This is a genomic window from Methylobacterium sp. JK268, assembly GCF_054052225.1.
Map to the genome: position 1 here is coordinate 1 of NZ_JBSVZN010000053.1, position 23,077 is coordinate 23,077.

Annotated in this window: 23 protein-coding genes; 8 read left to right on the top strand and 15 right to left on the bottom strand. The window is 73.5% G+C overall.

Going from position 1 to position 23,077, the window contains the following annotated elements:
• Positions 1-71: 71 nt before the first annotated feature.
• Positions 72-1,424, top strand: coding sequence for an IS4 family transposase (locus ACW9J6_RS33425; RefSeq protein WP_457118717.1), 1,353 nt, complete (start codon positions 72-74; stop codon positions 1,422-1,424).
• 205 nt (positions 1,425-1,629) lie between these two features.
• Here ACW9J6_RS33425 and ACW9J6_RS33430 read toward each other — a convergent pair whose 3' ends face one another.
• Positions 1,630-3,498, bottom strand: a complete 1,869-nt coding sequence (locus tag ACW9J6_RS33430) for an ABC transporter ATP-binding protein (RefSeq protein WP_457120641.1) — start codon at positions 3,496-3,498, stop codon at positions 1,630-1,632.
• Positions 3,499-3,601: 103 nt separating this feature from the next.
• On the opposite strand from ACW9J6_RS33430, the gene ACW9J6_RS33435 reads away from it, so the two are divergent.
• From ACW9J6_RS33435 to ACW9J6_RS33445, 3 genes are read left to right on the top strand one after another with little or no spacing between them, the layout of a single operon-like run.
• Positions 3,602-4,093: a tRNA (cytidine(34)-2'-O)-methyltransferase gene (locus ACW9J6_RS33435; protein WP_457120642.1), complete on the top strand. Its 492-nt coding sequence runs from the start codon at positions 3,602-3,604 to the stop codon at positions 4,091-4,093.
• A gap of 45 nt (positions 4,094-4,138) precedes the next feature.
• Positions 4,139-4,420, top strand: coding sequence for a type II toxin-antitoxin system RelE/ParE family toxin (locus tag ACW9J6_RS33440; protein ID WP_457120643.1), 282 nt, complete (start codon positions 4,139-4,141; stop codon positions 4,418-4,420).
• 59 nt (positions 4,421-4,479) lie between these two features.
• A complete protein-coding gene (locus tag ACW9J6_RS33445; RefSeq protein WP_457120644.1) occupies positions 4,480-4,800 on the top strand; it encodes a HigA family addiction module antitoxin in 321 nt (106 codons plus the stop codon).
• Positions 4,801-4,812: 12 nt separating this feature from the next.
• Here the strand turns inward: ACW9J6_RS33445 and ACW9J6_RS33450 are convergent, their stop codons facing one another.
• A complete protein-coding gene (locus tag ACW9J6_RS33450) occupies positions 4,813-5,202 on the bottom strand; it encodes a hypothetical protein (protein ID WP_457120645.1) in 390 nt (129 codons plus the stop codon).
• Positions 5,203-5,471: 269 nt separating this feature from the next.
• The gene (locus ACW9J6_RS33455; RefSeq protein WP_457120646.1) at positions 5,472-6,296 is read right to left on the bottom strand and encodes a helix-turn-helix domain-containing protein; all 825 of its coding nucleotides are present in this window, start codon (positions 6,294-6,296) and stop codon (positions 5,472-5,474) included.
• A 225-nt stretch (positions 6,297-6,521) separates the two neighbouring features.
• On the opposite strand from ACW9J6_RS33455, the gene pobA reads away from it, so the two are divergent.
• Complete coding sequence (gene pobA / locus ACW9J6_RS33460) at positions 6,522-7,712, top strand: 4-hydroxybenzoate 3-monooxygenase (protein ID WP_457120647.1); 1,191 nt, start codon at positions 6,522-6,524, stop codon at positions 7,710-7,712.
• Between the two features lie 30 nt (positions 7,713-7,742).
• Here the strand turns inward: pobA and ACW9J6_RS33465 are convergent, their stop codons facing one another.
• The 7 genes from ACW9J6_RS33465 to ACW9J6_RS33495 all read right to left on the bottom strand — a co-directional run bounded on the left by ACW9J6_RS33465 (position 7,743) and on the right by ACW9J6_RS33495 (position 13,881).
• Positions 7,743-8,183 carry a hypothetical protein gene (locus tag ACW9J6_RS33465; protein ID WP_457120648.1) on the bottom strand — a complete coding sequence of 147 codons (441 nt, stop codon included), beginning with the start codon at positions 8,181-8,183 and terminating at the stop codon, positions 7,743-7,745.
• A 46-nt stretch (positions 8,184-8,229) separates the two neighbouring features.
• Entirely contained in the window at positions 8,230-8,469 is a 240-nt protein-coding gene (locus ACW9J6_RS33470) for a hypothetical protein (RefSeq protein ID WP_457120649.1), read from the bottom strand.
• Positions 8,470-8,596: 127 nt separating this feature from the next.
• Positions 8,597-9,607 (bottom strand): TIGR01620 family protein, encoded by a 1,011-nt coding sequence (locus ACW9J6_RS33475; protein ID WP_457120650.1) that lies wholly within the window; start codon positions 9,605-9,607, stop codon positions 8,597-8,599.
• Positions 9,604-11,049: a YcjX family protein gene (locus ACW9J6_RS33480; RefSeq protein ID WP_457120651.1), complete on the bottom strand. Its 1,446-nt coding sequence runs from the start codon at positions 11,047-11,049 to the stop codon at positions 9,604-9,606. Before ACW9J6_RS33480 ends, ACW9J6_RS33475 begins: the two co-directional genes overlap by 4 nt.
• Positions 11,050-11,126: 77 nt before the next feature.
• Positions 11,127-12,500 (bottom strand): hypothetical protein, encoded by a 1,374-nt coding sequence (locus tag ACW9J6_RS33485; protein ID WP_457120652.1) that lies wholly within the window; start codon positions 12,498-12,500, stop codon positions 11,127-11,129.
• Positions 12,501-12,506: 6 nt separating this feature from the next.
• Positions 12,507-13,031, bottom strand: coding sequence for a SixA phosphatase family protein (locus ACW9J6_RS33490; RefSeq protein ID WP_457120653.1), 525 nt, complete (start codon positions 13,029-13,031; stop codon positions 12,507-12,509).
• A 4-nt stretch (positions 13,032-13,035) separates the two neighbouring features.
• Positions 13,036-13,881, bottom strand: coding sequence for an AAA family ATPase (locus ACW9J6_RS33495; protein WP_457120654.1), 846 nt, complete (start codon positions 13,879-13,881; stop codon positions 13,036-13,038).
• Positions 13,882-14,462: 581 nt separating this feature from the next.
• Here ACW9J6_RS33495 and ACW9J6_RS33500 point away from each other — a divergent pair.
• Entirely contained in the window at positions 14,463-15,047 is a 585-nt protein-coding gene (locus ACW9J6_RS33500; RefSeq protein WP_457120655.1) for a response regulator, read from the top strand.
• 33 nt (positions 15,048-15,080) lie between these two features.
• On the opposite strand, the gene ACW9J6_RS33505 is transcribed toward ACW9J6_RS33500, so the two are convergent.
• The 3 genes from ACW9J6_RS33505 to ACW9J6_RS33515 form a co-directional block, all read right to left on the bottom strand.
• Positions 15,081-18,266, bottom strand: coding sequence for a CheR family methyltransferase (locus ACW9J6_RS33505; protein WP_457120656.1), 3,186 nt, complete (start codon positions 18,264-18,266; stop codon positions 15,081-15,083).
• Positions 18,267-18,331: 65 nt separating this feature from the next.
• Positions 18,332-19,360: a chemotaxis protein CheB gene (locus ACW9J6_RS33510; RefSeq protein ID WP_457120657.1), complete on the bottom strand. Its 1,029-nt coding sequence runs from the start codon at positions 19,358-19,360 to the stop codon at positions 18,332-18,334.
• 9 nt (positions 19,361-19,369) lie between these two features.
• Positions 19,370-20,113 carry a Crp/Fnr family transcriptional regulator gene (locus ACW9J6_RS33515; protein WP_457120658.1) on the bottom strand — a complete coding sequence of 248 codons (744 nt, stop codon included), beginning with the start codon at positions 20,111-20,113 and terminating at the stop codon, positions 19,370-19,372.
• Between the two features lie 233 nt (positions 20,114-20,346).
• Here ACW9J6_RS33515 and ACW9J6_RS33520 point away from each other — a divergent pair, with 233 nt between their 5' ends.
• Positions 20,347-20,721, top strand: a complete 375-nt coding sequence (locus tag ACW9J6_RS33520; protein ID WP_457120659.1) for a response regulator — start codon at positions 20,347-20,349, stop codon at positions 20,719-20,721.
• 380 nt (positions 20,722-21,101) lie between these two features.
• On the top strand, positions 21,102-21,353 hold the full coding sequence (locus ACW9J6_RS33525; RefSeq protein WP_457120660.1) for a hypothetical protein: 252 nt from the start codon (positions 21,102-21,104) through the stop codon (positions 21,351-21,353).
• A gap of 45 nt (positions 21,354-21,398) precedes the next feature.
• On the opposite strand, the gene ACW9J6_RS33530 is transcribed toward ACW9J6_RS33525, so the two are convergent.
• Both ACW9J6_RS33530 and ACW9J6_RS33535 read right to left on the bottom strand, forming a co-directional pair.
• On the bottom strand, positions 21,399-22,280 hold the full coding sequence (locus ACW9J6_RS33530) for a 2-hydroxy-3-oxopropionate reductase (protein WP_457120661.1): 882 nt from the start codon (positions 22,278-22,280) through the stop codon (positions 21,399-21,401).
• A 20-nt stretch (positions 22,281-22,300) separates the two neighbouring features.
• The gene (locus ACW9J6_RS33535; protein ID WP_457120662.1) at positions 22,301-23,071 is read right to left on the bottom strand and encodes an HpcH/HpaI aldolase family protein; all 771 of its coding nucleotides are present in this window, start codon (positions 23,069-23,071) and stop codon (positions 22,301-22,303) included.
• Positions 23,072-23,077 lie beyond the last annotated feature (6 nt).

A 23,077-nucleotide genomic window follows, 5' to 3' on the forward strand; every position in this document is an offset into this window, starting at 1 on the left:
GGCTACGGCCTGTACGGATCTGATTCGCTCGGTTCGTGTTGTGAGCCTTTGCGCTGTGCGGGAGGCTTTGCATGGACGGACTTGGGGTCGGCGACATCCGCACCGAGGCGCGCGGCGCTTGGCTGTTTGATCGGATCGTGACCACCGGCAGCGTGGTGCTGAGCACGGTCGGGGGCAGCGAGGCCGGCACGGCCGCAGCCCATCGCTACCTGTCCTCGCCGCACACGAGCGTGGGCGCCATCCTGCGGGCGTTTGGCGCGCGCACGGCCCAGGCCTGTGCCGGCCGCGCGGTCGTGGCGGTGCAGGACACGAGCGAGATCAACTTCACCCCGCTGGCGGCGGGCCGTCACGGGCTCGGGCCCGCCGGCAACGGGCGCAATCCCGGCTTCTTCCTGCACCCGGTCGTGGCGGTCGACGCACAGGACGAGGCGATCCTGGGGCTGGTCGATGCCCAGATCTGGACGCGGGCGGACGCGCCGGTCAAGCCGCGGGCGGGCCGGCCGATCGCGGACAAGGAGAGCCGGCGCTGGGGTGTGGGCGCGCAGGCCGCGCAGGCCCGCCTGGGCGAGAGCGCGGCGAGCCTGATCGTGGTGGCCGACCAGGAAGGCGACATCTACGATCACGTCGCGCGCTGTCCGGCGGGCACCGACCTGCTGGTGCGCGCCCGCCACGACCGGGCGCTGGCCACGGGGGGCGCGATGACGGCGGAGGCGGCGCGCTGGCCGGTCCTGGCCGAGGATACGGTGACGGTCCCCGCCCGGCCGGGCCGGCCCGAGCGCACCGCACGGGTGCAGTTGCGGGCCGGATCGCTGGTGGTGAAGCGGCCAGCGGGCGAGCCGAAGAGCCTGCCGGGCGCGCTGCCGCTGAGCCTGGTGACGGTGGAGGAGCCCACCCCGCCCGACGGTCAGGCGCCGCTGTGCTGGCACCTTCTGAGCACGCGCCCGGTCGCGACCGCCGCCGAGGCGCGCGAGACGGTGCGGCTGTACCGGCTGCGCTGGCGCATTGAAGAGGTGTTCCGCGCGCTCAAGCGGGACGGGCTGGGCCTGGACGCGACGCAGATGCGGGTGCCCGACAAGCTGTTCCGGCTGGCGGCTTTGGCGCTGGGGGCGGCGGTGCGCATCCTGCAGTTGGTCGATGCCCGCACGGGCGGCGGGCGGCCGATGCAGGACGTGCTCGACGCGGTCGCCTTGCCCGTGGTGGCGCAGCTGGGCCGGGCCTGCGAGGGCAGTACGGCACGCCTGCAGAACCCACACCCACCGGGGACGCTGGCCTGGCTGTCTTGGATCGTGGCCCGGCACGGCGGCTGGAACGTCGCCGGCAAGCCGCCGGGACCCAAGATCATGGCCCGCGGCTGGCAGCGCTTCGCCGCCATGCTCGCCGGCGCAATCCTCGCAGACCCCGACTCACTTCCGTCAAGGCCGTAGCCCGCACGGGAGAGGGGTAGGGGTGAGGGTGGCTCGGCTTCAGGATTGAACTCCGAAGGTCGAGCTGCGAGCGGCACGGTCCCGTTTTCTTGCTGAAGCGTCCGTCCCTCACCCCCGGCCCCCTCTCCCACTCGGGAGAGGGGAGAAGTGTCTTACATTTTCCCCGGAGTGCCGTGCGCGTGCGGGGAGAAGGCTCGGGCGCGCCTCACTCCGCCGCCTCGTCGAACCCCTCCCGCTCCCCGACGCCGAGGAAGCCGCCGGACTGGCGCTCCCACAGCCGCGCGTAGAGCCCGTCCTGCCGGATCAGGTCCTGGTGGCGGCCCTCCTCGACGATCCGGCCGCGGTCGAGCACGATCAGCCGGTCGAGGGCCGCGATGGTCGAGAGCCGGTGCGCGATGGCGAGCACCGTCTTGCCCTCCATCAGCGTCGCGAGCGAGCCCTGGATCGCCGCCTCGACCTCCGAATCGAGGGCCGAGGTGGCCTCGTCGAGGATCAGGATCGGGGCGTCCTTCAGGATCACCCGCGCGATGGCGATGCGCTGGCGCTGGCCGCCCGAGAGCTTCACGCCCCGCTCGCCCACCTGCGCGTCGTAGCCCCTGCGGCCCTTGTGGTCCTCCAGGTCGAGGATGAAGTCGTGCGCGTGGGCGAGCGTCGCCGCCGCGACGATCTCCTCCTGGGTCGCCTCGACCCGCCCATACGCGATGTTGTCGCGGATCGAGCGGTGCAGCAGCGAGGTGTCCTGGGTCACGACCGCGATGGCGCGGCGCAGGGAATCCTGGGTGACGCGAGCGATGTCCTGCCCGTCGATCAGGATGCGCCCGCCCTCCAGGTCGTGGAGGCGAAGCAGCAGGGACGTGAGGGTGGTCTTGCCCGCCCCGCTCGTGCCGACGAGCCCGACCTTCTCGCCGGGCCGGATGGTCAGGGTCAGGCCCTCGATCACGCCCCGGTCCTCGCGCCCGTAGTGAAAGGTCACGGATTCGAAGTCGATCCGTCCCTCCCGGACCGCGAGCTCACCCGCGTCCCGGCGGTCGACGATGGCGTGCGGCCGGGCGATGGTCTGCATGCTCTCCTGGATGACGCCGATATTCTCGAACAGGCCGCGCACGGTCTGCATCACCCAGCCCGACATGGCGATGAGCCGCAGCACCAGGGCGAGGCCCGCCGCCCCCTCGCCCGTGGTCATCCGGCCCGCCGACCACAAAGCCAGCACCGCGGAGGCGGTGGCGACGATCAGCACCGAGTTGAGGAGCGACAGCGTCGCGGTGGTGGCGGTGATCAGCCGAAACGAGTGAAGGTAGGCGTCGGTGTGGGCGGTGGTGGCCTCGCGCACCGCCGAGCGCTCCTCACGGTCGCGGGCGAAGAGCTTCACGGTCAGGATGTTGGTGTAGCTGTCGACGATGCGCCCGATCAGCGCCGAGCGGGTGTCGGCGACCTTCAGCGAGCGGGAGCGGGCGCGGGGCACGAAGAAAGCGGTCAGGCCCGCATAGGCGGCGATCCAGACCAGCACCGGCAGCACCAGCCAGGGGCTGATCGACGAGAACAGCCCGACCGCCGTCACGGCGAAGATCGCGACGTACAGGAGGGTGTCGATGAACACCACGGCGAGTTCGCGCACCGCCGGCCCGACCTGGGTGACGCGGTTGGCCAGCCGCCCGGCGAAATCGGCCTGGAAGTACGAGAGTGAGTGGCCGAGCGTGTAGAGGTGGGTGCGCCAGCGGATCATGTTCGTGGTCTGGGGCACCACGAGCTGGTTCGACAGCGCCTCGTGCAGCCAGGACAGGCTCGGGCGCACCGCGAGGATCAGGAATCCGGCCAGCAGGAGCCCGGTCCCGTGCTCGGCCCAGAGGGTGGCGGGCTGCGACTTCGCCAGGATGTCGACGAACCAGCCCATCAGCAGGTAGAGCGAGGCCTCGACCGAGCCCGCCGCGAGGCCGACGAAGAACAGCACCACCAGGGCCGTGCGGACCGGCCGCAGGTAGTGGCCGGCGAAGCCCGTGACGGTGCCGGGGGGCTGGCGCTCCTCGTCGAAGGGCGCGAACGGGTCGATGCGGCGCTCGAGCCAGTCGAGGAACATGCGGGAGCCTTCGCGGGGTCGGAAGTCCTGAGGTAAGCCGCCTTGACGGCCTGCCAACCGGGGGGCGATGCCGCACGGGTCACCCCTCCCGCGGTCCCGCCCGATGCTGCGCCTCGCCCTCTACCAGCCCGACATCCCGCAGAACACCGGCACGATGCTGCGCCTCTGCGCCTGCCTCGGGGCGGGGGTCGAGATCATCGAGCCGGCGGGGTTCGACGTCTCGGACCGGCACCTGCGCCGCGCGGGCCTCGACTATCTCGACCACGTGGCGATCGCGCGGCACCGCTCCTTCGCGGCCTTCGAGGCGTGGCGGCGGGAGGCGGGCCTGCGGCTCGTCCTCGCCACCACGGCGGGCGCCCTGCCCTACACGGATCTCGCCTACCGGCCGGACGATTGCCTGCTGGTCGGCCGCGAATCGGCCGGCGTGCCCGAGGCGGTGCACGCGGCGGCGGAGGCCCGGGTGGTGATCCCGCTGCGGCCCGGCCTGCGCTCGCTCAACGTGGCGGTGGCGGCCGCGATGATCCTCGGCGAGGCGATGCGGCAGACGGGCGGGTTCGCGGGGCAGACCGTCTCGCGGGGAGACGCGGCATCTTGACGAAACGTATCACAAGACGATACGTTTTGGGTCGGGAGCGCCGCCGTGATCCGCAGCTTCGCCGACGAGAAGACCCGCGCGGTGTTCGAGGGGCGGCATCCGAAGGGCGTGCCGGCCGACATTCTGACGGTCGCCCGCCGGAAGCTGCGCTATCTGCACGCCGCGACCTCCTTGGACGCGCTGAGCGTGCCACCGGGCAACAGGCTGCATCCGCTCACGAGAGATCGGCTCGGACAGCACGCTATCCGCGTCAACGATCAGTGGCGGATCTGCTTTCGATGGACGTCGCGGGGACCGGAGGATGTTGAAATGACCGATTATCACTGATCGGAATGACGCTCAGCGCAGGCTCGGGGATGGCCCCGGGCGAACGACGGGAGAGCCCGATGGCGCTTGAACTCGAGACGGACGAACGCCTTCCCCCCTTGCATCCGGGCGAAGTGCTGCGCGAGGAGTTCCTCGTGCCGCTCTCGCTGACGCCCTACGCCGTGGCGAAGGCCTGCGGCGTGCCGCGGACGCGGATCGAGCGCATCGTCCGCGAGGAGACGGCCATCACGGCCGATACCGCGCTGCGGCTCGGGCGCTACTTCGGTATGGATCCGCAAGTCTGGATCAACCTGCAGTCCGATTACGACCTCGAACGCTCCCAGCGCGAGATCGGCGACGCGCTCGAGCGGATTCGTCCGCTCGGGCGCGACGCCGCGTAGGCGCTCCGGTCCTCACTCCGCCTGCGCGACGCGGGTGGTGCGGCGGGCGGTCCAGCGGCCCGAGCACAGGGAGGACACGCTCCAGGTGCCGGCCCCCGCGGCGGCCTGGAGCCGGCCCGAGGCGGCGCCGCTCGCCGGGCCCTTGCGGACCGTGAGGCCGACGCTGCCGTCCTGGCCGACCCGGCCGCTCACCGAGGCGCCGCCCTCCGCCGAGGCGAGGCTCACGTCGCCGTCCCGGACCGCCAGCGACACCACCGTGCGCGCGTCGCACATCCCGGACTCGGTCACGAGCTGCACGGTCCAGGTGCCGTTGTAGCCCCGCGCCTCGCCCGAGAGGGCCGGCAGCGCCGAGGTGAGGCCGGTGGCGAGCGTGAGTGCGACGACGGCAGACTTGATGAGCATGATTCCCCCTCGGTTGGGCAGGCCGGGCGCGTTCGATGAGAGGCGCGCCCGGAACCGTCGGGTCCCGTCGCGCTCGCCGCGGCGATGGCGTGGATGAGGGGTCATGACCGCCGGACGGGGCAGAAATGGGGCGGTGACGCGAGGTTCCACCTTGGCCGTCGACGATCGTCCGCGCGTTTCGTCGCGCCGGAGCTTCGCCGCAGCGGAGCGATTGCTGCGCGGAACCTACCCTGACCTCGGCTCAACCTGAACCGATGGTCAGATCTGCGTCATTCCTCCGCCCCCGTCCCGCCGCGCCGCTCGCGGAACGCCCGCGGGGCCTCGCCCGTGCCCTTGGCGAAGAAGCGCGAGAAGTAGGCCGGATCCGCGAAGCCGAGGCTGTAGGCGACCTCGGCGATGCCGAGATCCGAGTAGAGCAGCGCGCGCTTGGCCTCCAGCAGCCGCCGGTCGCGGAGGATGCGGCCGGGGCTCGCCCCCGTCGCCGCCCGGCAGGCGGCGCGCAGGCGCGCCGGGGTCACGCCGAGATCGGCCGCATAGGCGTCGAGGGAGCGCTCCTCCCGGTGATGCACCTCGACGGCCTCGCGGAAGCGCGCCGCCAAAACCGCCTGCGGCCCCGGTGCGGCCTGCGCGCCCTGCGCGGCCCGGGCCTGGCGCAGGATCGCCACGAGCAGGATCAGCAGGTGCCCCTCCAGGGCCGCGCGCCGGCCCGGCGCCGCCCAGGCGAGTTCGCGGGCGATCTCCGCGAGGCTCTCGCCGGCCGCGCCGCCCTCCTCCGGCAGGGCGGCGGGCGCGGCGAACAGCCCGGCGAGGTCGGGCGCGCGGCGGGCGAGGTCGCGCAGGTAGCGGTCGGACAGGGTGAGGACGGTCCCGGCAGTCTCGGCCGCGAAGCGGAACCCGTGCGCGGTGCCCGCCGGGACGAGCAGGAGGCAGGGGCTCGCGAAGGGGATCGTCTCGGCCTCGGCCCGCATCACGCCTCCACCCTCGGGCAGGTGCAGCACCTGATGCAGGCCCGCATGGACGTGGGGCCGGATGCTCCAGCGGTTGGGGCGGCTGCGGTCGTCCAGGGGCTCCAAGTGCAGGAAGCGGTCGTCCACGTCCCGGGGCGCCTCTCCGTACAGGAAGAAATGCGGTACCGCAGGGAGTTGGCCGGAGGAAGCGGGCATCGGGCGACGGGACCGGAACGGGGGCGGGACCGACGGAGAGTCCAACTTATTGGCCGCGGCGTCCATCGCCAGGGCGCCGGGGACGGCGCATCCTCCCGGGAGATGCGCCACCCGCCTCGACGCGGACGGCGCCCGGGAGAGATGCGAGGAGACGCCATGGACAGGCCCATCACGCGCACGCAGGTCGCGATCATCGGGGCCGGCCCGGCCGGGCTGTTCCTCGCCCACCTCCTCGCGCGGGCGGGGATCGACGCGGTGGTGCTGGAGCGGCGCACGCGCGACTACGTCGAGGGACGGGTGCGGGCGGGCGTGCTGGAGCAGGGCACGGTGGCCCTCCTCGCGGAACTCGGCCTCGACGGGCGCTGCCGGGAAGAGGGCCTCGTCCATACCGGCACCAACCTCGCGTATGACGGGGAGATCTTCCGGATCGACATGGCGGCGCTGACCGGCGGCTCGGCCGTGACGGTCTACGGCCAGCAGGAGGTGATGCGCGACCTGTTCGACGCCGCCGAGGCGCGGGGCGTGCGCATCGTCTTCGAGGCCGAGGACGTGGCGCTGCACGGCGTCGCCACGGATGCCCCGACGGTCAGCTACCGGCGGCACGGCGAGGCGCGCACGCTCGCCTGCGACATCGTCGCGGGCTGCGACGGCTTCCACGGCGCCGCCCGCGCGGCGATGCCGGCCGAGGTGCTCAAGGTCTTCGAGCGGGTCTATCCCTTCGGCTGGCTCGGCATCCTGGCGGAGGTGCCGCCGGTCAACCACGAGTTGATCTACGCCAACCACCGGAACGGCTTCGCCCTCGCCAGCATGCGCTCTCCGACCCGCAGCCGCTACTACGTGCAGGTCGGGCTCGAAGAGCGGATCGAGGACTGGCCGGACACGCGCTTCTGGGACGAACTGGAGACCCGCCTCGGTCCGGACGCCGCCCGGGGCCTGGTGCGAGGCCCCTCCTTCGAGAAGAGCATCGCCCCCCTGCGCAGCTTCGTGGCCGAGCCCATGCGCCACGGGCGGCTGTTCCTGGCGGGCGACGCCGCCCACATCGTGCCGCCGACCGGCGCCAAGGGCATGAACCTCGCGGTCTCGGACGTGGCCATGCTGGCCGAGGCCCTGGTCCGCCACTACCGCCACGGCGACGCCTCCGGCCTCGACGGCTACTCGGCGCGGGCGCTGGCGCGGGTGTGGAAGGCGGAGCGCTTCAGCTGGTGGTTCACCGGGCTGACCCACCGCTTCCCCGACATGGACGATTTCGCCCGCCGCATGCAGGTGGCGGAGCTCGCCTATATCCGCGACTCGGCCGCCGCCCAGACGGCGATCGCCGAGAACTACGTCGGGCTGCCGATGCGGTGAGACGGGGCGGACCGGTCCGCACCCGGCGGATCACCGCCCGGTCTCGCCCGTCTCCGCCACGGGCACGCCGGCGATGCGGACCTCGTCCTCGCTCGCCCCGGCCTTGTCGGTGACGACCTGGGGGCAGCGCAGGCAGGCGGCGTCCCCCTGCTCGATGTGCCAGCGGCAGGTCGGACGGATGCCGCAGGCCGGCAGGCTGGCGACCACCGGAGCGAGGCCCGCGAGGACGCGCTGCCCCAGCGTGCAGCCGCCGTTGAAATGCGCGCAGGCGTGCTTGGCGCAGGGCGCGGCGATGCGGAAGATCTCGGTCGAACGGACCGGACCGGTCTTGGCCAGCAGCTCCGGCGTGGCCGGGACCGGCTCGGTCAGGTAGCCGACCCGCCGGGCGGAGGAAGGTCCGGTCATCACGCCGAAGATGCGGCTCGACCGGGAGCCGGGTTGCGCGCTCGGGCAGTCGATGCGGTTGCTCATCGGACCGGACCTTCCTCTCGAGGGTGGTGCTCGCGACGGGGCGAGGTCAGAGGCCGAAGCCGGGCGTGAAGATCGGGCCGACGACGACGCCGGTCCGCAGGATGCCGCTCCTGATCTCGGCCGGCAGGGTGAAGCTCAGTCCCGTGATCTGACCGCCCACCACACGGTCCAGATCCTCGGGCGTGAGGACCACCGGCTCGGGAAGCACGGTCTCGTTCACCTGCGGCGAAGCTGGGGAAATTTCAGAGTTTTTCACGATGAAGCCTCCTGTATTCATGAGGAACACAGGAATTCTGCTTTCGAAAACTCGAATGGACTGTGCGCCGACGCACGGGTGCGTGGGCCCGCCGCATTCCGGATCGCGCTCCCCACCAGCGTCTGGCCCGAGGAACGGGGCGCGGCGCCCCGCCGGATCAGCCCTCCGCCTCCGCCCCGCGGATGAGTTCGCCCGCCACGTCCCCGATCCGCGGCGCGGGCTCGCGCAGGAACGGCAGCGGCCGGCAGACGGCGAGGGCCGCGAGGCCGAAGCGGGCGGTCATCAGGCCGTTCAGCACCCCCTCCCCCAGCTTCGCCGAGACCCGGGCGGCGAGGCCAAGGCCGAGCACCTGCTGCAGCAAACTGTCCCCCACCGCGACGCCGCCCGTGACCGCGAGATGCGCGAAGGCCGCGCGGGCGAGCCGCAGGAAGCCGAACAGGCCGGGGCGCCCGCCATAGATCACCGCCACCCGGCGCAGCAGCCGCACCGCCGCGAAGACCACGAAGGCGACGTCGACGATCGCCCGCGGGCTCAGCGCCGTCACGGCCGACACTTGCTTGGCCGCGTCCGCCACCGCCGCCTTGGCCATCCGGTCGAGGGGGCCGAGCAGCTCGGTCTCGGCGATGCCGATCCGGTCCTCCACGTCGAGGATCGCGTCCGCGACCCCGTCGAGGCGCCCGCGCGCCGCCGCGAGGCCCGGCCGCCCGGCATAGAGGCCGGCGACGTCGCGCACCACGGCCTTGGCGCCGGTGTGGTCGCGGGCGGCGAGCGCGTCGAGGGCGGCCCCGCGGATCGCCTCGATGCGCCGCTCGCGCAGCACGCCCGCCAGTTCCCGCCACACGAGCGCCAGCAGCGCCACCCCGGCGAGCGCCAGCAGCGCCAGCGCCACGGCGCCGAGCCAGGGGGCGGCGGCGAAGAGGTCGGCGATCAGCCGCTCGACCGCGAGCCCGATCCCGAGGCTCGCGAGCCCGCTCAGCGCGGAGAGGAGCAGCGCCGCCCAGGGCGGGCCGGAGCGGGGCGCCACCGGCACCGGCACGCCGTCGGCCGCCTCCACGATCTCGAAGGGCTGCTCCACCACCCGCACGCCCTCGGCGACCGGCGTCTCGACGCCCGGCGGTGGCGGATCGGGCGGGAGCCGGAAGGCCCGGGGCCTCTGGGTCTCGGTCATGCGAGGCGATCCCCGATCAGGAATTGCAGGGCGCGGTCGAGGCGGATCTGCGGCAGGCGTCCGGGCCGGCCGAGCGCGTCGGGCGGCACCCGGGGCGGGCGGAAGCGCGGGAAGCGCAGGGAGCCGGGCGGCACCGCCCCCTCCAGCACCGCTTCGGGCCGCTCGGGCAATTCGCCCGGAAAGATCGCCGCCTCCGCCTCGCCGTCGAAGACCTCGTCCCCGATCGCCTCGCCGGCCTCCGGCGTGCCCGCCACCGCCTGGAGGGTGTGCGCGCCCTCGTGCACCAGGGTCTCGCGGGTCGCCCGCACGGAGGCGAGCGCCACCGTGCCGACCCGCGCGCCCGCCGCCTCGGTGCGCCGGAGCGAGCGGGCGACGAGGAGACGCAGCAGCGCGTCGAGCCGGTCGTGGCTGGCGTGGTGGAGGTGGTCGGCCTTGGTGGCGGCGAACAGGATCCGGTCGGCCCGCGGCGCGAAGAGCCGCGACAGCACCGTGTTGCGGCCGATCCGCAGGCTCATCAGCACCCGGTCGAGGGCGTCCTCGAGTTCCGCCAGGGCCGCCGCGCCGGCATCGACCGCGGCCAGCACGTCCACCAGCACGATCTGCCGGTCGATGCGCTGGAAGTGATCGCGGAAGAAGGGCGTCACCACCCGGCTCTTGTAGGCCTCGAAGCGGCGCTCCATGAGGCCGCCGAGGCTGTCGGGGCGGGTCGGCCCGGCGAGCGCCAGGGGCGCGAAGGTCAGCGCGGGCGAGCCGGCGAGGTCGCCCGGCATCAGGAAGCGGCCCGGCGGCGTGGTGGCGACCGCTTCCGGCCCGGCGCGCAGGGCCGCCAGATAGGCCTTGAAGGCGTCGCTCGCCCGTTCGGCCAGCACCTCGTCGAGGGGCTGGTCCGGGTCGAGGCCGCGCAGCGTCTCGCGCCAGGGCGCCGCGATGGCGGCCCGGCCGGGGCGCTCCGCCGCCGCGATCGTCTCGCGCGACCAGCCCTCGTAGGTCTGCTCGATCAGCGCGAGGTCGAGGAGCCACTCGCCCGGATAATCGACGATGTCGACCATCAGGCTCGCCGGACCCGGCCGCCAGCCGGCCTTGCGCTCGTACTCGACGGCGAGGCGCAGCTGGCTGATCCGGTCGGTGGAGCGCGGCCAGCGGCGCTCCCCGGTCAGGGCCGCGAGATGGTCCTCGTAGGGGAAGCGCGGCACGTCGTCGTCGGGCTGGGGCACCAGCCGGGCGCGGCGCAGGCGGCCCTCCTGGGAGACCCGGAAGGCGGGCAGCGGGTTCAGGCCCACGAGGTGGTGGACCAGGGCCGTCGTGAACACGGTCTTGCCCGAGCGGGCGAGCCCGGTGACCCCGAGCCGCAGGGTCGGCTGCACCAGGAGGTCGCCGGAGGCCTCGGCGAGCGCGCGGGCGGCCGAGCCGGCCCGCTCGACGAAGCTGGAGAGGGGCGGCACGGCCAAATCGTCGCTCTCGTGGTTGGTCGTCGGGGAGGTGGCGCCGGCTTCGCCGTTCCGCAAGGGCGCCAGCGCGGTCAGGGACGATGCGGAGTCGGCAGGGAGGCGGCCTCGGCACGGGCCGATTCGGCGGAGCGGGCCGCTTCGGCCCGCGCGATCGCGGCGGCGACCAGGGCCGGGTCCGCCCGCAGGCTGCCCAGTTCCACCGCCGACATCGCGAGCAGCACCGGCGCGAGCCGGGCCGTCGCCCGCCCCTCGGCGTCGAACAGCCCGAGATCCTCGGAGGCCCCCACCCCGACGCTCGCCGCGATGCGGTGCGCGTAGGCCTGGATGCGCGCCTCGTCCGAGCTGCAGAGCGGCGCGGGCGGGCGCAGGGCCGACGGCAGGGCCGCCAGGGCGGTGAGCGAGGGCAGCGACGCGGCCTCGGCGAGGAGCCGGTCGCCGTCGAGCACGCGGGCGGGCGAGACCGGGGCGGCGGGCGGCGGTCCGCCTCCCTCGGCCACCCCGATGCCGGTCGCGATGGTGGGGACCGGCGCCGACGCGACCCGCTTGGCGGGCGTCGCCCGCGGGGTGGGCGTGACCCGCGCGGCGGCCACGGGCCGCGCGCCCCCGCGGGACCGTCCCGCCAGCCGGGCGAGGGCGGACCAGGGCTGGACCCGGAGCGCCGGCCCGCCCGCGCGGCTCGCTGGCGCGGCCGTCCCCGGCGGGGCGGGCCGGGCGATCCGGGTCCGGGGCGCCGGGGCGCGGACGACGCCGCCGCGCCCGTGGCCGGCCAGGAACCGCGCCCGCAGGGTGCGGCCGATCCCCTTCGGAGCCAGGGCCGCCAGCGCCGGAGAGGCCGGGATCGCCGGGCGGGCGGCGGGCCGGGGCGGTGCCGCGGCTCCCGGCCGTCCCGCGACTTCAGGGCGTCCCGCTGCGTCGGGCCGCCGCGCGATCGCGACCGGGGCGCCGCACTCGGCCGGGGCCCAGCGCCGCACGACGGCGAGCGCGGAGCGGCGGCCGAGCTGCGTGTAGTAGCGGCGCAGCAGCGAGACCGCGGCGTCGGCGCCCCGCGCGGCGCTCGCGAAGCCGGTATGGCCCTCCGCGTCGGCGCCGATCTCGCCGTCCCAGCCCGCGCGCTTGATGCACCAGTAATTGTTGAGCTTGACGCAGCGGGCCACGAAGGCCGGGTCCTCCGGCGCCGCGAAGGCCACGAGCGCGAGGGAGACGGGGCGCAGCCCCCGCCGGGTCTCGCCGCGCCAGTTCGACACCGCCCGCGCCCCCGCCTCGTAGAGCGGCGGGCCGCCGGCCGCCTCCGGCCCGGCGGCCCGGACGAGCGCCTGCTCCCAGGCCGTCCCGGCGGCCAGCCCCTCGCGCGCCAGCGCGGCCGTCCGGTCGGCGGCGGGACCGAGCGCGGTCGCGAAGGCCAGGAACGGAGCCAAGAGCGGGGCGAGGAGCGGGGCGAGGATCACGGCGGGCTAATCGTCCTCGCCGGCCCCGAGGGTCTTGGGCGTCACGAACCGCTCCAGCGTCCCGCTCCCGGGCCCGACCGCGCTCCAGGACGCGGCGGAGAGGTCGATCACCGCCAGCCCGGCGGTGGGGTACTTGCGCGAGAGCGCCCGCAGGCCGTCGCGGTCCTCGTCGGACAGGAGGAGCTGCCCGAGCTCCTGCATCCCCGGATTGTGCCCGACCAGCATCACGGTCGCGACCGCGTCGTCGACGCTCCGCACCACGTCGAGGAGGCGCTGGGCGGAGGCCTCGTAGATCTGCGGCACGGTCTCGACGGCGAGGCCGGGAAGCGCGGGCGCGACGAGATCCCAGGTCTCCTGCGTGCGGCGCGCGGGCGAGACCAGCACCCGGTCGGGCACCAGCCCCTCCTCGGCGAGGTGGGCGGCCATGCGGGGCGCGGCCTCGCGCCCCCGGGCGGCGAGGGGCCGGTCCGCGTCGGCGACGCCGTCGGGCCAGTCGGACTTGGCGTGGCGCAGGAGGATCAGGCGGCGCATGGCGTCAGCGGCCCTCGCGGCGGCTCAGGAAGGCGAGCTTCTCGAACAGGGCGACGTCCTGCTCGTTCTTCAGGAGCGCCCCGTGCAGGGGCGGGATCACCTTGCGGGGATCGCGCTCGCGCAGGAGGTCGGGCCCGATCTCCTCGGCCATCAGCAGCTTCAGCCAGTCGAGGAGTTCCGAGGTCGAGGGCTTCTTCTTCAGGCCCGGCGCCTCGCGCACCTCGAAGAACACCCGCAGCGCCTCCTCGACCAGCCGGTGCTGGATGCCCGGATAATGCACCTCGACGATGGCCTTGAGCGTGTCGGGGTCGGGGAAGCGGATGTAGTGGAAGAAGCAGCGGCGCAGGAAGGCGTCCGGCAGCTCCTTCTCGTTGTTCGAGGTGATGATGACGATCGGGCGCCGCGCCGCCCGCACGGTCTCGCCCGTCTCGTAGACGTGGAACTCCATGCGGTCGAGTTCGAGCAGGAGGTCGTTGGGGAACTCGATGTCGGCCTTGTCGATCTCGTCGATCAGCAGGACCGGGCGCTCGGGCGCCGCGAAGGCGTCCCAGAGCTTGCCCCGGCGAATGTAGTGGCGGATCTCGGAGACCCGGGGATCGCCGAGCTGCGAATCGCGCAGGCGCGAGACCGCATCGTACTCGTAGAGACCCTGCTGGGCCTTGGTGGTCGACTTGACGTGCCAGGTCAGGAGCGGTGCGCCGAGCGCCCGCGCCACCTCCTCGGCCAGGACCGTCTTGCCGGTGCCGGGCTCGCCCTTGACGAGGAGCGGGCGCTCCAGGGTCACGGCGGCGTTCACCGCCACCGCGAGATCCGGCGCCGCCACGTAGGTCTCTGTTCCGGAAAAGCGCATCGGCCCTCTCATCCTGCTCCCCTGTCAGGACATCTAGGCGATGCGGCGCGCCGCGGCGAGTCGGGGCGCGGTCACGCGGCGCCAGCGACCCGGGGACAGGGATCGAGGAGGAGACGGGAGCCCCCGGGCCGCCGGCGGCGCCGCCCCGGCAAGGGGCGCCGGGCGGGCGCGGGTCTGACCCTGGCGGGGTTCGGCCGGAACGTCCTCCACACAGGTTAATCCAGTCGAACACGTCCCATTCACATAGATCAGTCCGAAAAAATGGGCCGTGCCTCACCGACACGGCCCAGTATAGGGAGGAGATCCGCAGAGGAGCTAAGACGCTGCACACTGCATAGCGCCAACACCCCGCTTTCCCCGATGGTTCCACCGGCCGCCGCCGCGGCCCGCGGGAGGCGCCGGACGCGGCCGCTCCGGGGCCCGCGCGACGCTATGACGGGCACGATCCTCTCGTGGGGTCACGATAATCCGGCAACGCCACGCTGAAACCAACAGCGCCGGCCCTCATTCCCCTCTGGCGGGGCTAACCTGCGATAGCGACGAAGCGGGCCGGCGGGGGACCGCCAGCGAGAGGGTGCGTGATGCGTCGTGCGGACACCGTGTTTCAACCTGCCCAAGCCAGTTCGGACGCGGCCGTGGCGCACGGCGTCGGCCGCGGCCTTCGGGACGTGTTCGGGCCCCTCCCGGAGGAGGCGCTGCCCGAGCGCCTGCGGGACCTCGTGGACCTGCTGCTCGCCCGCGACGCCGTCGCCCGCCGGGAGGAGGAGCGGACCGGACCGGGCGAGCCGACCCGCCTCGTCCTGGTGGTCGAGGACGACCCGGCGGTCCGGGAGCTCGCGGTGGCGATGCTGCGCGACACGGTGCTCGACGTCGCCGCCTGCGGCTCCGGCGAGGACGCGGTGGCCCTGCTCAAGGAGCGCGGCGGGGAGGTCGCCATGGTGTTCACCGACGTGCGGCTGCAAGGCGGGATGGACGGGGTCGCCCTCGCCCGGGCGGTGAGCCGGCTCTGGCCCGGGGTGCGCCTCGTCGTGACCTCCGGCTACGCCGACACGGCGGTGGAGAACCTGCCGACGGGCGCGGTCTACATGCCCAAGCCCTGGCGCGCCCTCGACGTGCTCGCGCAGGTCGACCACGCGGTGCGCCACCCGGACCCGCCGGTGACCTGATCCGCCGCCGGGGCCTCCCGGCGGCGCGGGGCGCTACTTCCGCCGGCTCAGCACCAGGACGCGGTCGTTGGCCGGCACGGCGATGCGGCAGTACAGGCCTCCGGCCCGGAAATCGATCACCGCGCTGCCGCCGAGTTCGTAGGCCAGGGTCCGCTCGATCAGCTCCGTGCCGAAGCCGCGCCGGGACGGGGTGTTGCTCGGGAGCAGGATCCCGGATTCGGTCCATTCGAGGACGAGCAGCGGCTCGGGCTCCGCCCGGTCGTCGATGTCCCACGCCACGGTGACGCGCCCGCTCGGGGCGGTGAGCGCCCCGTGCTTGACCGCGTTGGTGGCGAGTTCGTGCACGGCGAGCGCCAGGGTCTCGGCGGCCTTGGGGTGCAGCCGCACGGGGGGCCCGGCGATGCTGCGCACCTGCTCGCCCTCGTGCGCCGCGTGCGCCAGGAGCTCGTGGCTGACGATCTGCTCCAGGTCGATGCCCGCGGTCGGGTCCCGGGTCAGGGCGGACTGGACCCGCGCGAAGGCGTCGATGCGCCCTTCCAGATGCGCGGCGTAATCCTCCACCGTGTCGCTCGACATCGCGGTGCGCCGCACGATCGAGCGCATCACCGCGAGCGTGTTGCGCACCCGGTGCTGGAGTTCGGCGAGCAGCAGCTTGGCCTGCCCCTCGCTCGTCCGCAGGGCCTCCTCGGCCCGCTGCCGGGCCGTGATGTCGACGAAGGTGACGACCACGCCCGCGATGAAGTTGTCGACGCTCCGGTAGGGCAGCACGCGCACCATGTAGCGAGCGCCCGTGGCCGGGTTGAGGATCTCGCGCTCCACCGTGCCGAGCGTGCGCAGCACCCGGCGCGCATCCTCCTGCAGCTCGTCGTAGACCACCCGCGGCTTGATATGCGCGATCGGCCGGCCGACATCCGACTCCACCAAGTGGAAGATCTCCGCCACCGCCGGCGTCGAGTTCGTCACCCTGAGTTCGTTGTCCAGGAACACCGTGGCGATCTGCGTGCTCTCCAGGAAGTTCTTCAGGTCGCTGGTCGCCCGCGTGAGTTCGTTGACCCGGTGCGCCAGCTCGCCGTTGACGGTGGTCAATTCCTCGTTGACGGATTGCAGCTCCTCCTTGGAGGTCTCCAGCTCCTCGTTGGCGCTCTGCAGTTCCTCGTTGAGCGATTGATACTCCTCGTTGGAGTATTTCAACTCCTCGTTGGTGCTCTCGAGTTCCTCGATCGTGGCCTGGAGGCGGTCCTTGGTGGTGCGCAGCTCCGCCTCGAGGCGCTGGGCGTGCTCGGTCTGGGCGGAGGCGGCGGAGGGGCCGTCGTCATCCTCCGGCAGGACGGTGCCGTCCTTGAACAGCACGAAATAGCTGAGGCCCGCGCTCGGCGCCTCCTGCACCGGCTCGACCACGAGGTCGACGACGAGCCGGTGCCCGTTGAGGCCGAGCCGCAACCCGTCGAGCTGCACCGTGCGGCCCTGCTCGGCCGCCCGCGCCAGGGCCGCCCGCAGGTCGAGGCGCAGGTCCGGATGGACGAGCTGCAGCAGGTTGAGGCTCGCCGCGCCGCCGGCCGGGTCGATGTAGCGGCCGGTGCGGCCGGAGAAGTGCAGCACCGTGTAGCTCTCGTCGACGATGACGTAGGCGGGGGCGAAGCGCTCGGCGAAGCGCTCGGCCCGGCGCGTCAGGGTCGCCTCGGCGGCGCGGGGCCTGTCGGCGGGCAGGAGCGGCGGCGTCAGCCGGCGCTCGATCGTCGAGAAGGGGATGTCGGGCAGCGTGCGCGTGCCGGTCTCCAGCCGCCGGAAGATCCGCGAGCGGCCCTCGATCGGCGTGAACAGGGCCGTGTGCCGCGAGACGTTCTCCGAATTGCCCAGGAACAGGAAGCCGCCCGGGCGCAGGGCGAAGTGGAACAGCGGGATCACCCGGCTCTGCAGGTCCGCGTCGAGGTAGATCAGCAGGTTGCGGCAGGAGACGAGGTCGAGGCGCGAGAAGGGCGCGTCCTTGACGATGCTGTGCTGGGAGAAGATGCACATCTCCCGCAGGTCCTTGACGACGCAGTAGGTGTCGCCCTCCTTGACGAACCAGCGGGCGAGCCGTTCGGGCGACATGGTGGCGGCGATGTCGTCGGCGTAGCGCCCGGCCCGGGCGAAGGCCAGCGCCCGCCCGTCGAGGTCGGTGGCGAAGATCTGGATCTGCGGGACCTCGTCGCGGTCGGCCATTCGCTCGCGCAGCAGGATCGCGATCGAGTAGGCCTCCTCGCCGGTCGAGCAGCCGATCACCCAGACGCGGAGCTGGTCGCCGCGGGACCTGCGGTCGAACAGGGCCGGGATCACCTCGCGTTCCAGGATCTCGAACTCGCCCGCGTCGCGGAAGAACTGGGTGACCCCGATCAGGAGGTCGTTGAACAGGTTCTGCGCCTCGTCGGGCCGGGCGCGGAGGATCTCCAGGTAGGCCGGGAGGGTCTCGGCCTGCACCACCTGCATGCGGCGCTGAATCCGGCGCAGGAAGGTGCCGGGCTTGTAGCCGTGGAAGTCGTGGCCGGTCTTGTTGCGCAGGATCGTGGCGACGGCGGCGAGCGCCGAGGCGACCTCCTCGCCGAGGGCGCTCTCGTCGGGGAGCGCGCCGCCCTCGCGAAGCATCTGCGCGACGTAGTCCCGCAGCCGGTCGGCGAGTTCGTCGAGGGGCAGGACCGCGTCGGCGATCGCCGCCGGGCTGCTGCTGCCCGACAGGTCGTCGGCGCGGGCCTCCTCGGGCCGCTCGGCGAGGGCGAGGCCGCCGGCCTCCTTGATCATCCGGACGCCGAGCGTGCCATCCCCGTCGGTGCCCGCGAGGGCCACCACGATGGCGCGCCGGTCCTCCTCGCGGCCGAGCGAGACGAGGAGGCTGTCGATGACGCCCCGCTCCCCGGGCGCCTGCTCGGCGGGGCGGCTGCGGAACCGCCCGCCCTCGATCGCCACGATGGCATCGGGCGCCGGCAGGTAGATCCGGCCGGCGGCGAGCGGGAGCCCGTCCGCGATCGGCGTCAGAACGCGGCCGGACGGCGCCAGGGCGAGCCGCAGGCGATCCTCGTCGAGGAGTTCGCGGTTCTGCAGGACCAGGACGATGGCCACGCCCCGGCTCGGCAGCGGCCGGGCCAGGAGGGCTTCCAGGGAGGCCGGGCTCACCGCGGACGCGCTGACGGCCAGCACGATGTCGACCGGTTCGTCGGTCCCGTCGGATCGGGTGTCAGCCCCCATGGTCGCCCTCACCGCCTCCCGACTTCGTGCCGACCGCGCCCCGCGGTGGAGAATCCGCCGCGAGATTAGCCCGGCTTGTCCTCGCCGTCTTCCGGGTCGGACGCCTCAGCGCGCGGCACCGCGCGCAGGATCGCGCGCCGGATCGTCTCGGCGTAGCGCCGGTACTCGGCCGCCCGGTCCGCGTAGAGGTCGGCGACGGCCGGGCGGCCCGCCCGGCGGCCGTCCTCAGCCATCCGGCTGACGAGCTCGACGCGCTCCTCGACGATGCGCAGGGCCACCCGCATCGCCTCGTCCACCGCGCTCTCCTGCTCCCGGGCGAGGATGTCCGCCGTGAAGCCGTGGCCGACCTGGCAGCGGAACCGCAGCGGCTGCTCGCCCCGCACTTGCGACAGCACCCCGTGACATTGCGGGCAGGTCAGCGGCGCCGGGTCGGCGATCCGCTGCAACTCGCCGGAATCGATCCGCTCGCCCGCCGCGATGTCGACCTCCAGGCGGATCTCCGGCGGCACCGGCCGGCGCGGTCCGGCGGTCTCGCGGGCGAGGTCCGCCAGCACGTCGCCGAGCCGCGCCCCCTCCACCGCGCGGTCGACCGGGGCGGCCGCGAGCGCGGCGAGCGGCATCTCGTCGGCGAGGGCGTCGGCCGGGTCCTGCACCAGGGCGAGGCCGCCGCAGCGCTTGATCGCGCCGAGCCCGGAGGCGCCGTCGCTGAGGAGGCCGCTCAGCACGACGCCGATCACCCGCGGGCCGTAGGCGGCCGCCGCCGAGCGGAAGAGCGGGTCGATGGCCGGCCGCACCATGTTCTCGCGCGGGCCGCGGCCGAGGCGGATCACCCCGTCGCCGAGCAGCAGGTGGCGGTCGGGCACGCCGAGATAGACCCGGCCGGGGCGGATCGGCATCCCGTCCGCCGCCGCCTCGACGGGCAGGCGGCTCGCCGCCGCCGAGACGGTCGCGAGGAGGCCGAGGCTGCGCGCCGGGATGTGCAGCACGACGAACACCGCGGCCGGCAGGTCGGGAGGCAGGGCGGCGAGCAGCGCCTTGAGCGGGGCGGTGGCGCCGGACGAGCCACCGACGACGATGATGTCGCGGTTGCTCATGGGCGGCGCTCAGACGTCGTTGGCATCGAGGTCCTGCCCCTCCCGCTCCAGGTGGAGGTAGTTGGGGCTGAACAGGGCAGCGTCCTGGAGGGCCGCGAGGTTGGGGATGGTCAGCACCTTGCCGCGCAGGACGACGAGGCCGCGGGCGCGCAGTTCCTGCAGGGTGCGGTTGACGTGCACGGTCGACAGGCCGGTGGCGTCGGCGAGTTCCACCTGGGTGACCGGCAGGTCGCAGCTGGTGCCGTCGGTGAGCCCGACGCTGCGCAGGCGGATGAACACCTCGCAGAAGAGGTGCGCGATCCGCTCGAGCGCGTCGCGCTGGCCGAGATTGGTGGTCCACTCGCGCTGCGTCGCTTCCTCCACGAGGGAGTACCACCACAGGGCGCGGCTCACCCGCGGGAAATTGTCGGTGAGGTCGAGGATCGTCTCGCGGGAGATCTCCGCCACCGTGGCGGGCGAGAGCGTGCCGACCGAGTGGTCCATGCTCCGGAGGATGAACAGGCGGATGTCGCAGAGGTCGCCCGGCAGAAGGAAGGCGGCGATCTGGCGCCGGCCGTCCTCCAGCACCTTGTAGCGGCAGGCCCAGCCGTCGAGGAGGAGGTTGACGCGCCGCGGCGCGTCGCCCTCGCGGACGATGTCCTCGCGGGCGGCCAGCCGCCGCAATTTACCGGACGCCGCCCGCTCGAGCGCCTGTCTGTCGTCGACGGACAGACGGGTGAATTGTTCGAGCTTGCGGATCAGGTAGGTGGCCATCGGGATCCCGGTCGCGCTCCGGCCCTACCGGTACACCCGCCGCAACCTCCTAGGCTCAACCCATGTTATCCGTGCTGGGGAAAGGATCCCTGCTCGCGAGCAGCACCCGATCGCGCGGCCCTCGCGCGCTGCCGGAGGGTTTCCTTGTGGCCGCAGGTCCTGCGGAGAACCGGCATCTTCTCCGTCGGACGAGGCTCTCGACAGCCGGGAGGCAGCCGATGGCGGACACGCCCATGCAGAGACCCCTCGCGCAGCGCCGCATCCTCGTGGTGGAGGACGAGTACTTCGTGGCCGACGACATGGCCCGGGCGCTCGGCGACCTGGGCGCCGAGGTGGTGGGGCCGGCCCCGAGCCGGGAGCAGGCGCTGGCGCTCCTCGCCGGCGAGGAGCGGATCGACGCGGCCGTGCTCGACATCAACCTGCGCGGGGAATCGGCCTTCCCCGTGGCGGAAGCGCTGGCGGCCCGCGCCGTGCCCTACGTCTTCGCCACGGGCTACGACCGCGTCGCGCTGCCGGAAGCCTTCCGGGAGGTGCCCCACTGGGAAAAACCCTTCGACCCCACCAGACTGGCGCGAATGCTGGCACGGATGCTGGCGGCGGCCGAGTGAGGCGCTTGGCCCATGGCCGCGCGATGGGCAGGCATCGGCCGGCGACGGAGCGCCTGTCGTGTGGTTCTCACCCGCGCGGCGGAGACTCGCGGACGCAACCGGGAGACACCCCGCTTCTTCAAGAGCTCCGCCTTTTCCGGATCTCCCTTCCGCAGACGCTGCCGTCGTCCGGATAGGGGGAGATGAGCGCGCGAGCCGTGCGACCGCTCCCGGCAGCCGGTTCCCTCGCCTCCCGACGCGGCGATCGCCCTCCTCGCCCGGAGTTCGGTCCTGTCCGGGCCGGGTGCGATGCCGCACCCGGCGCGCCGAACCTTTCGCGCCCGCGAACGTCATCCCGGCAAAGGCCGCCACCGCGGCGGCCGATGCCATCGGAGACAGCGATGATCCTCAAGTCGATCCTGGCGGCCGGCACCCTGCTGGTCGCGGCCGCGCCCGCCTTCGCGCAGGGCGGCTCGCCCTACAACACCTCCGGGCAGCAGGCCGGCGGCCCGCGGGCCGGCCTCGAGCGCCGCTACGGCATCGTCGACGAGGATGCGCAGGCCGGTCCCTACGCGGTCTATCCCCGCGAGCGCTCCCCCTACGTGGTGGTGCCCCGCGAGCGCGCGATCCAGGGCGAGTTCGACGAGGAGTGAGTCCGACCCGGGCCGCCTCCCCCGGGAGGCGGCCCGGCCGCGGCGCTACTCCGCCACCTGGTGGTTGCCCAGGATCTCCAGGGCGCGCACCAGCGCCGAGTGGTCGGCGCCCCCCGCCCCGTTCGCCGCGCAGGCCGAGAAGAGCTGCTGGGCGAGGGCCGTGCCGGGCAGGCTGAGACCGAGGCTGCGGGCGCCCTCCAGGGCGAGGTTCAGGTCCTTCTGGTGGAGCGCGATCCGGAAGCCCGGATCGAAGGTGCGCTTGATCATGCGCTCCCCGTGCAGTTCCAGGATGCGCGAGGTGGCGAGCCCGCCGGTGATCGCCTGGCGGACCTTGGCCGGATCGGCCCCGGCCTTCGAGGCGAAGAGCAGGCCCTCGGCCACCGCCTCGATGGTCAGCGCCACGATGATCTGGTTGGCCACCTTGGCGACCTGGCCGGCCCCGACCTCGCCCACATGGGTGACGGTCTTGCCCATCAGGTCGAGGAGCGGTCGCACCCGCGCCACCGCCTCCTCGCTGCCCCCGACCATGATCGAGAGCGCGGCGTTCTTGGCGCCGACCTCGCCGCCGGAGACCGGCGCGTCCACGTAGGCGCCGCCCTTGGCCGCGATGCGGGCGGCGAAGTCGCGGGTGGCGATGGGCGAGATCGAACTCATGTCGACCACGACCGCGCCCTTCCGCAGGCCCTCGGCGACGCAGCCCTCGCCGAAGAGCACCGCCTCGACGTCGGGCGTGTCCGGCACCATCAGGATGACCACCTCCGAACGCTCCGCCACCTCGCGGGCGCTGGCGCAGGCGCGGCCGCCCGCCGCCACGAGGGGCTCCGGCACGGCGCGGCGGCTCTTCAGGTGCAGGCTGTGGCCGCCCGCGATGAGGTGCCCGGCCATGGGCGCGCCCATGATGCCGAGCCCGATGAATCCGACGTCCATGAGGGGTGACTCCCTTTTCTTCAGAGGCCGGCGCGGAAGCGCGCGGCGAGGGCCTCGGAGCTGCGGGCGAGGAGCCCGAGATCCGAGCCGATGGCGGTGAAGACGGTGCCGGCCTTGGCGTAGCGCAGGGCGAGTTCCTCGTTCGCCGTCAGGATGCCGGCCGCCTTGCCGGCGGCGCGGATGCGGCGGATCGTGTCCTCGATCACCGCCACCACGTCCGCGTGGTTCTGGCGGCCGAGATAGCCGAGGCTGGTCGAGAGGTCGCCCGGGCCGACGAAGACGCCGTCGACGCCCTCCACGGCGGCGATCTCGTCGAGGTTGTCGAGGGCGCGGCGGGACTCGACCTGGACCAGGACGGCGATCTCGGCCTCGCAGCGGGCGTGATAGTCGGGGATGCGCCCGAAGCGGGCGGCCCGGGGCGCCTGCGAGAAGCCGCGGATGCCGTTCGGGGCGTAGCGCGTCGCCGCGACCACGCGCCGGGCCTGCGCGGCATCGTCCACGTTCGGGATCATCAGCGACTGCGCCCCCGCGTCGAGGATGCGCTTGATGGTGACGGGATCGTCGCCCGGCACCCGCACCACCGCCGAGGCGGTGCCCTCCGCCATGGCCTGGAGCTGGCCGTAGATGTCGCGCAGGTCGTTGGGCGAGTGCTCCATGTCGAGGAGCAGCCAGTCGAAGCCGGAGCCGGCCACGACCTCGGTGGAGATCGGGCTCGCGAGGCTGCACCAGAGGCCCACCTGCTGGCGGCCCTCGCGGATCGCGGCCTTGAAGCGGTTGGTGAGGATGTCCATGGGTCG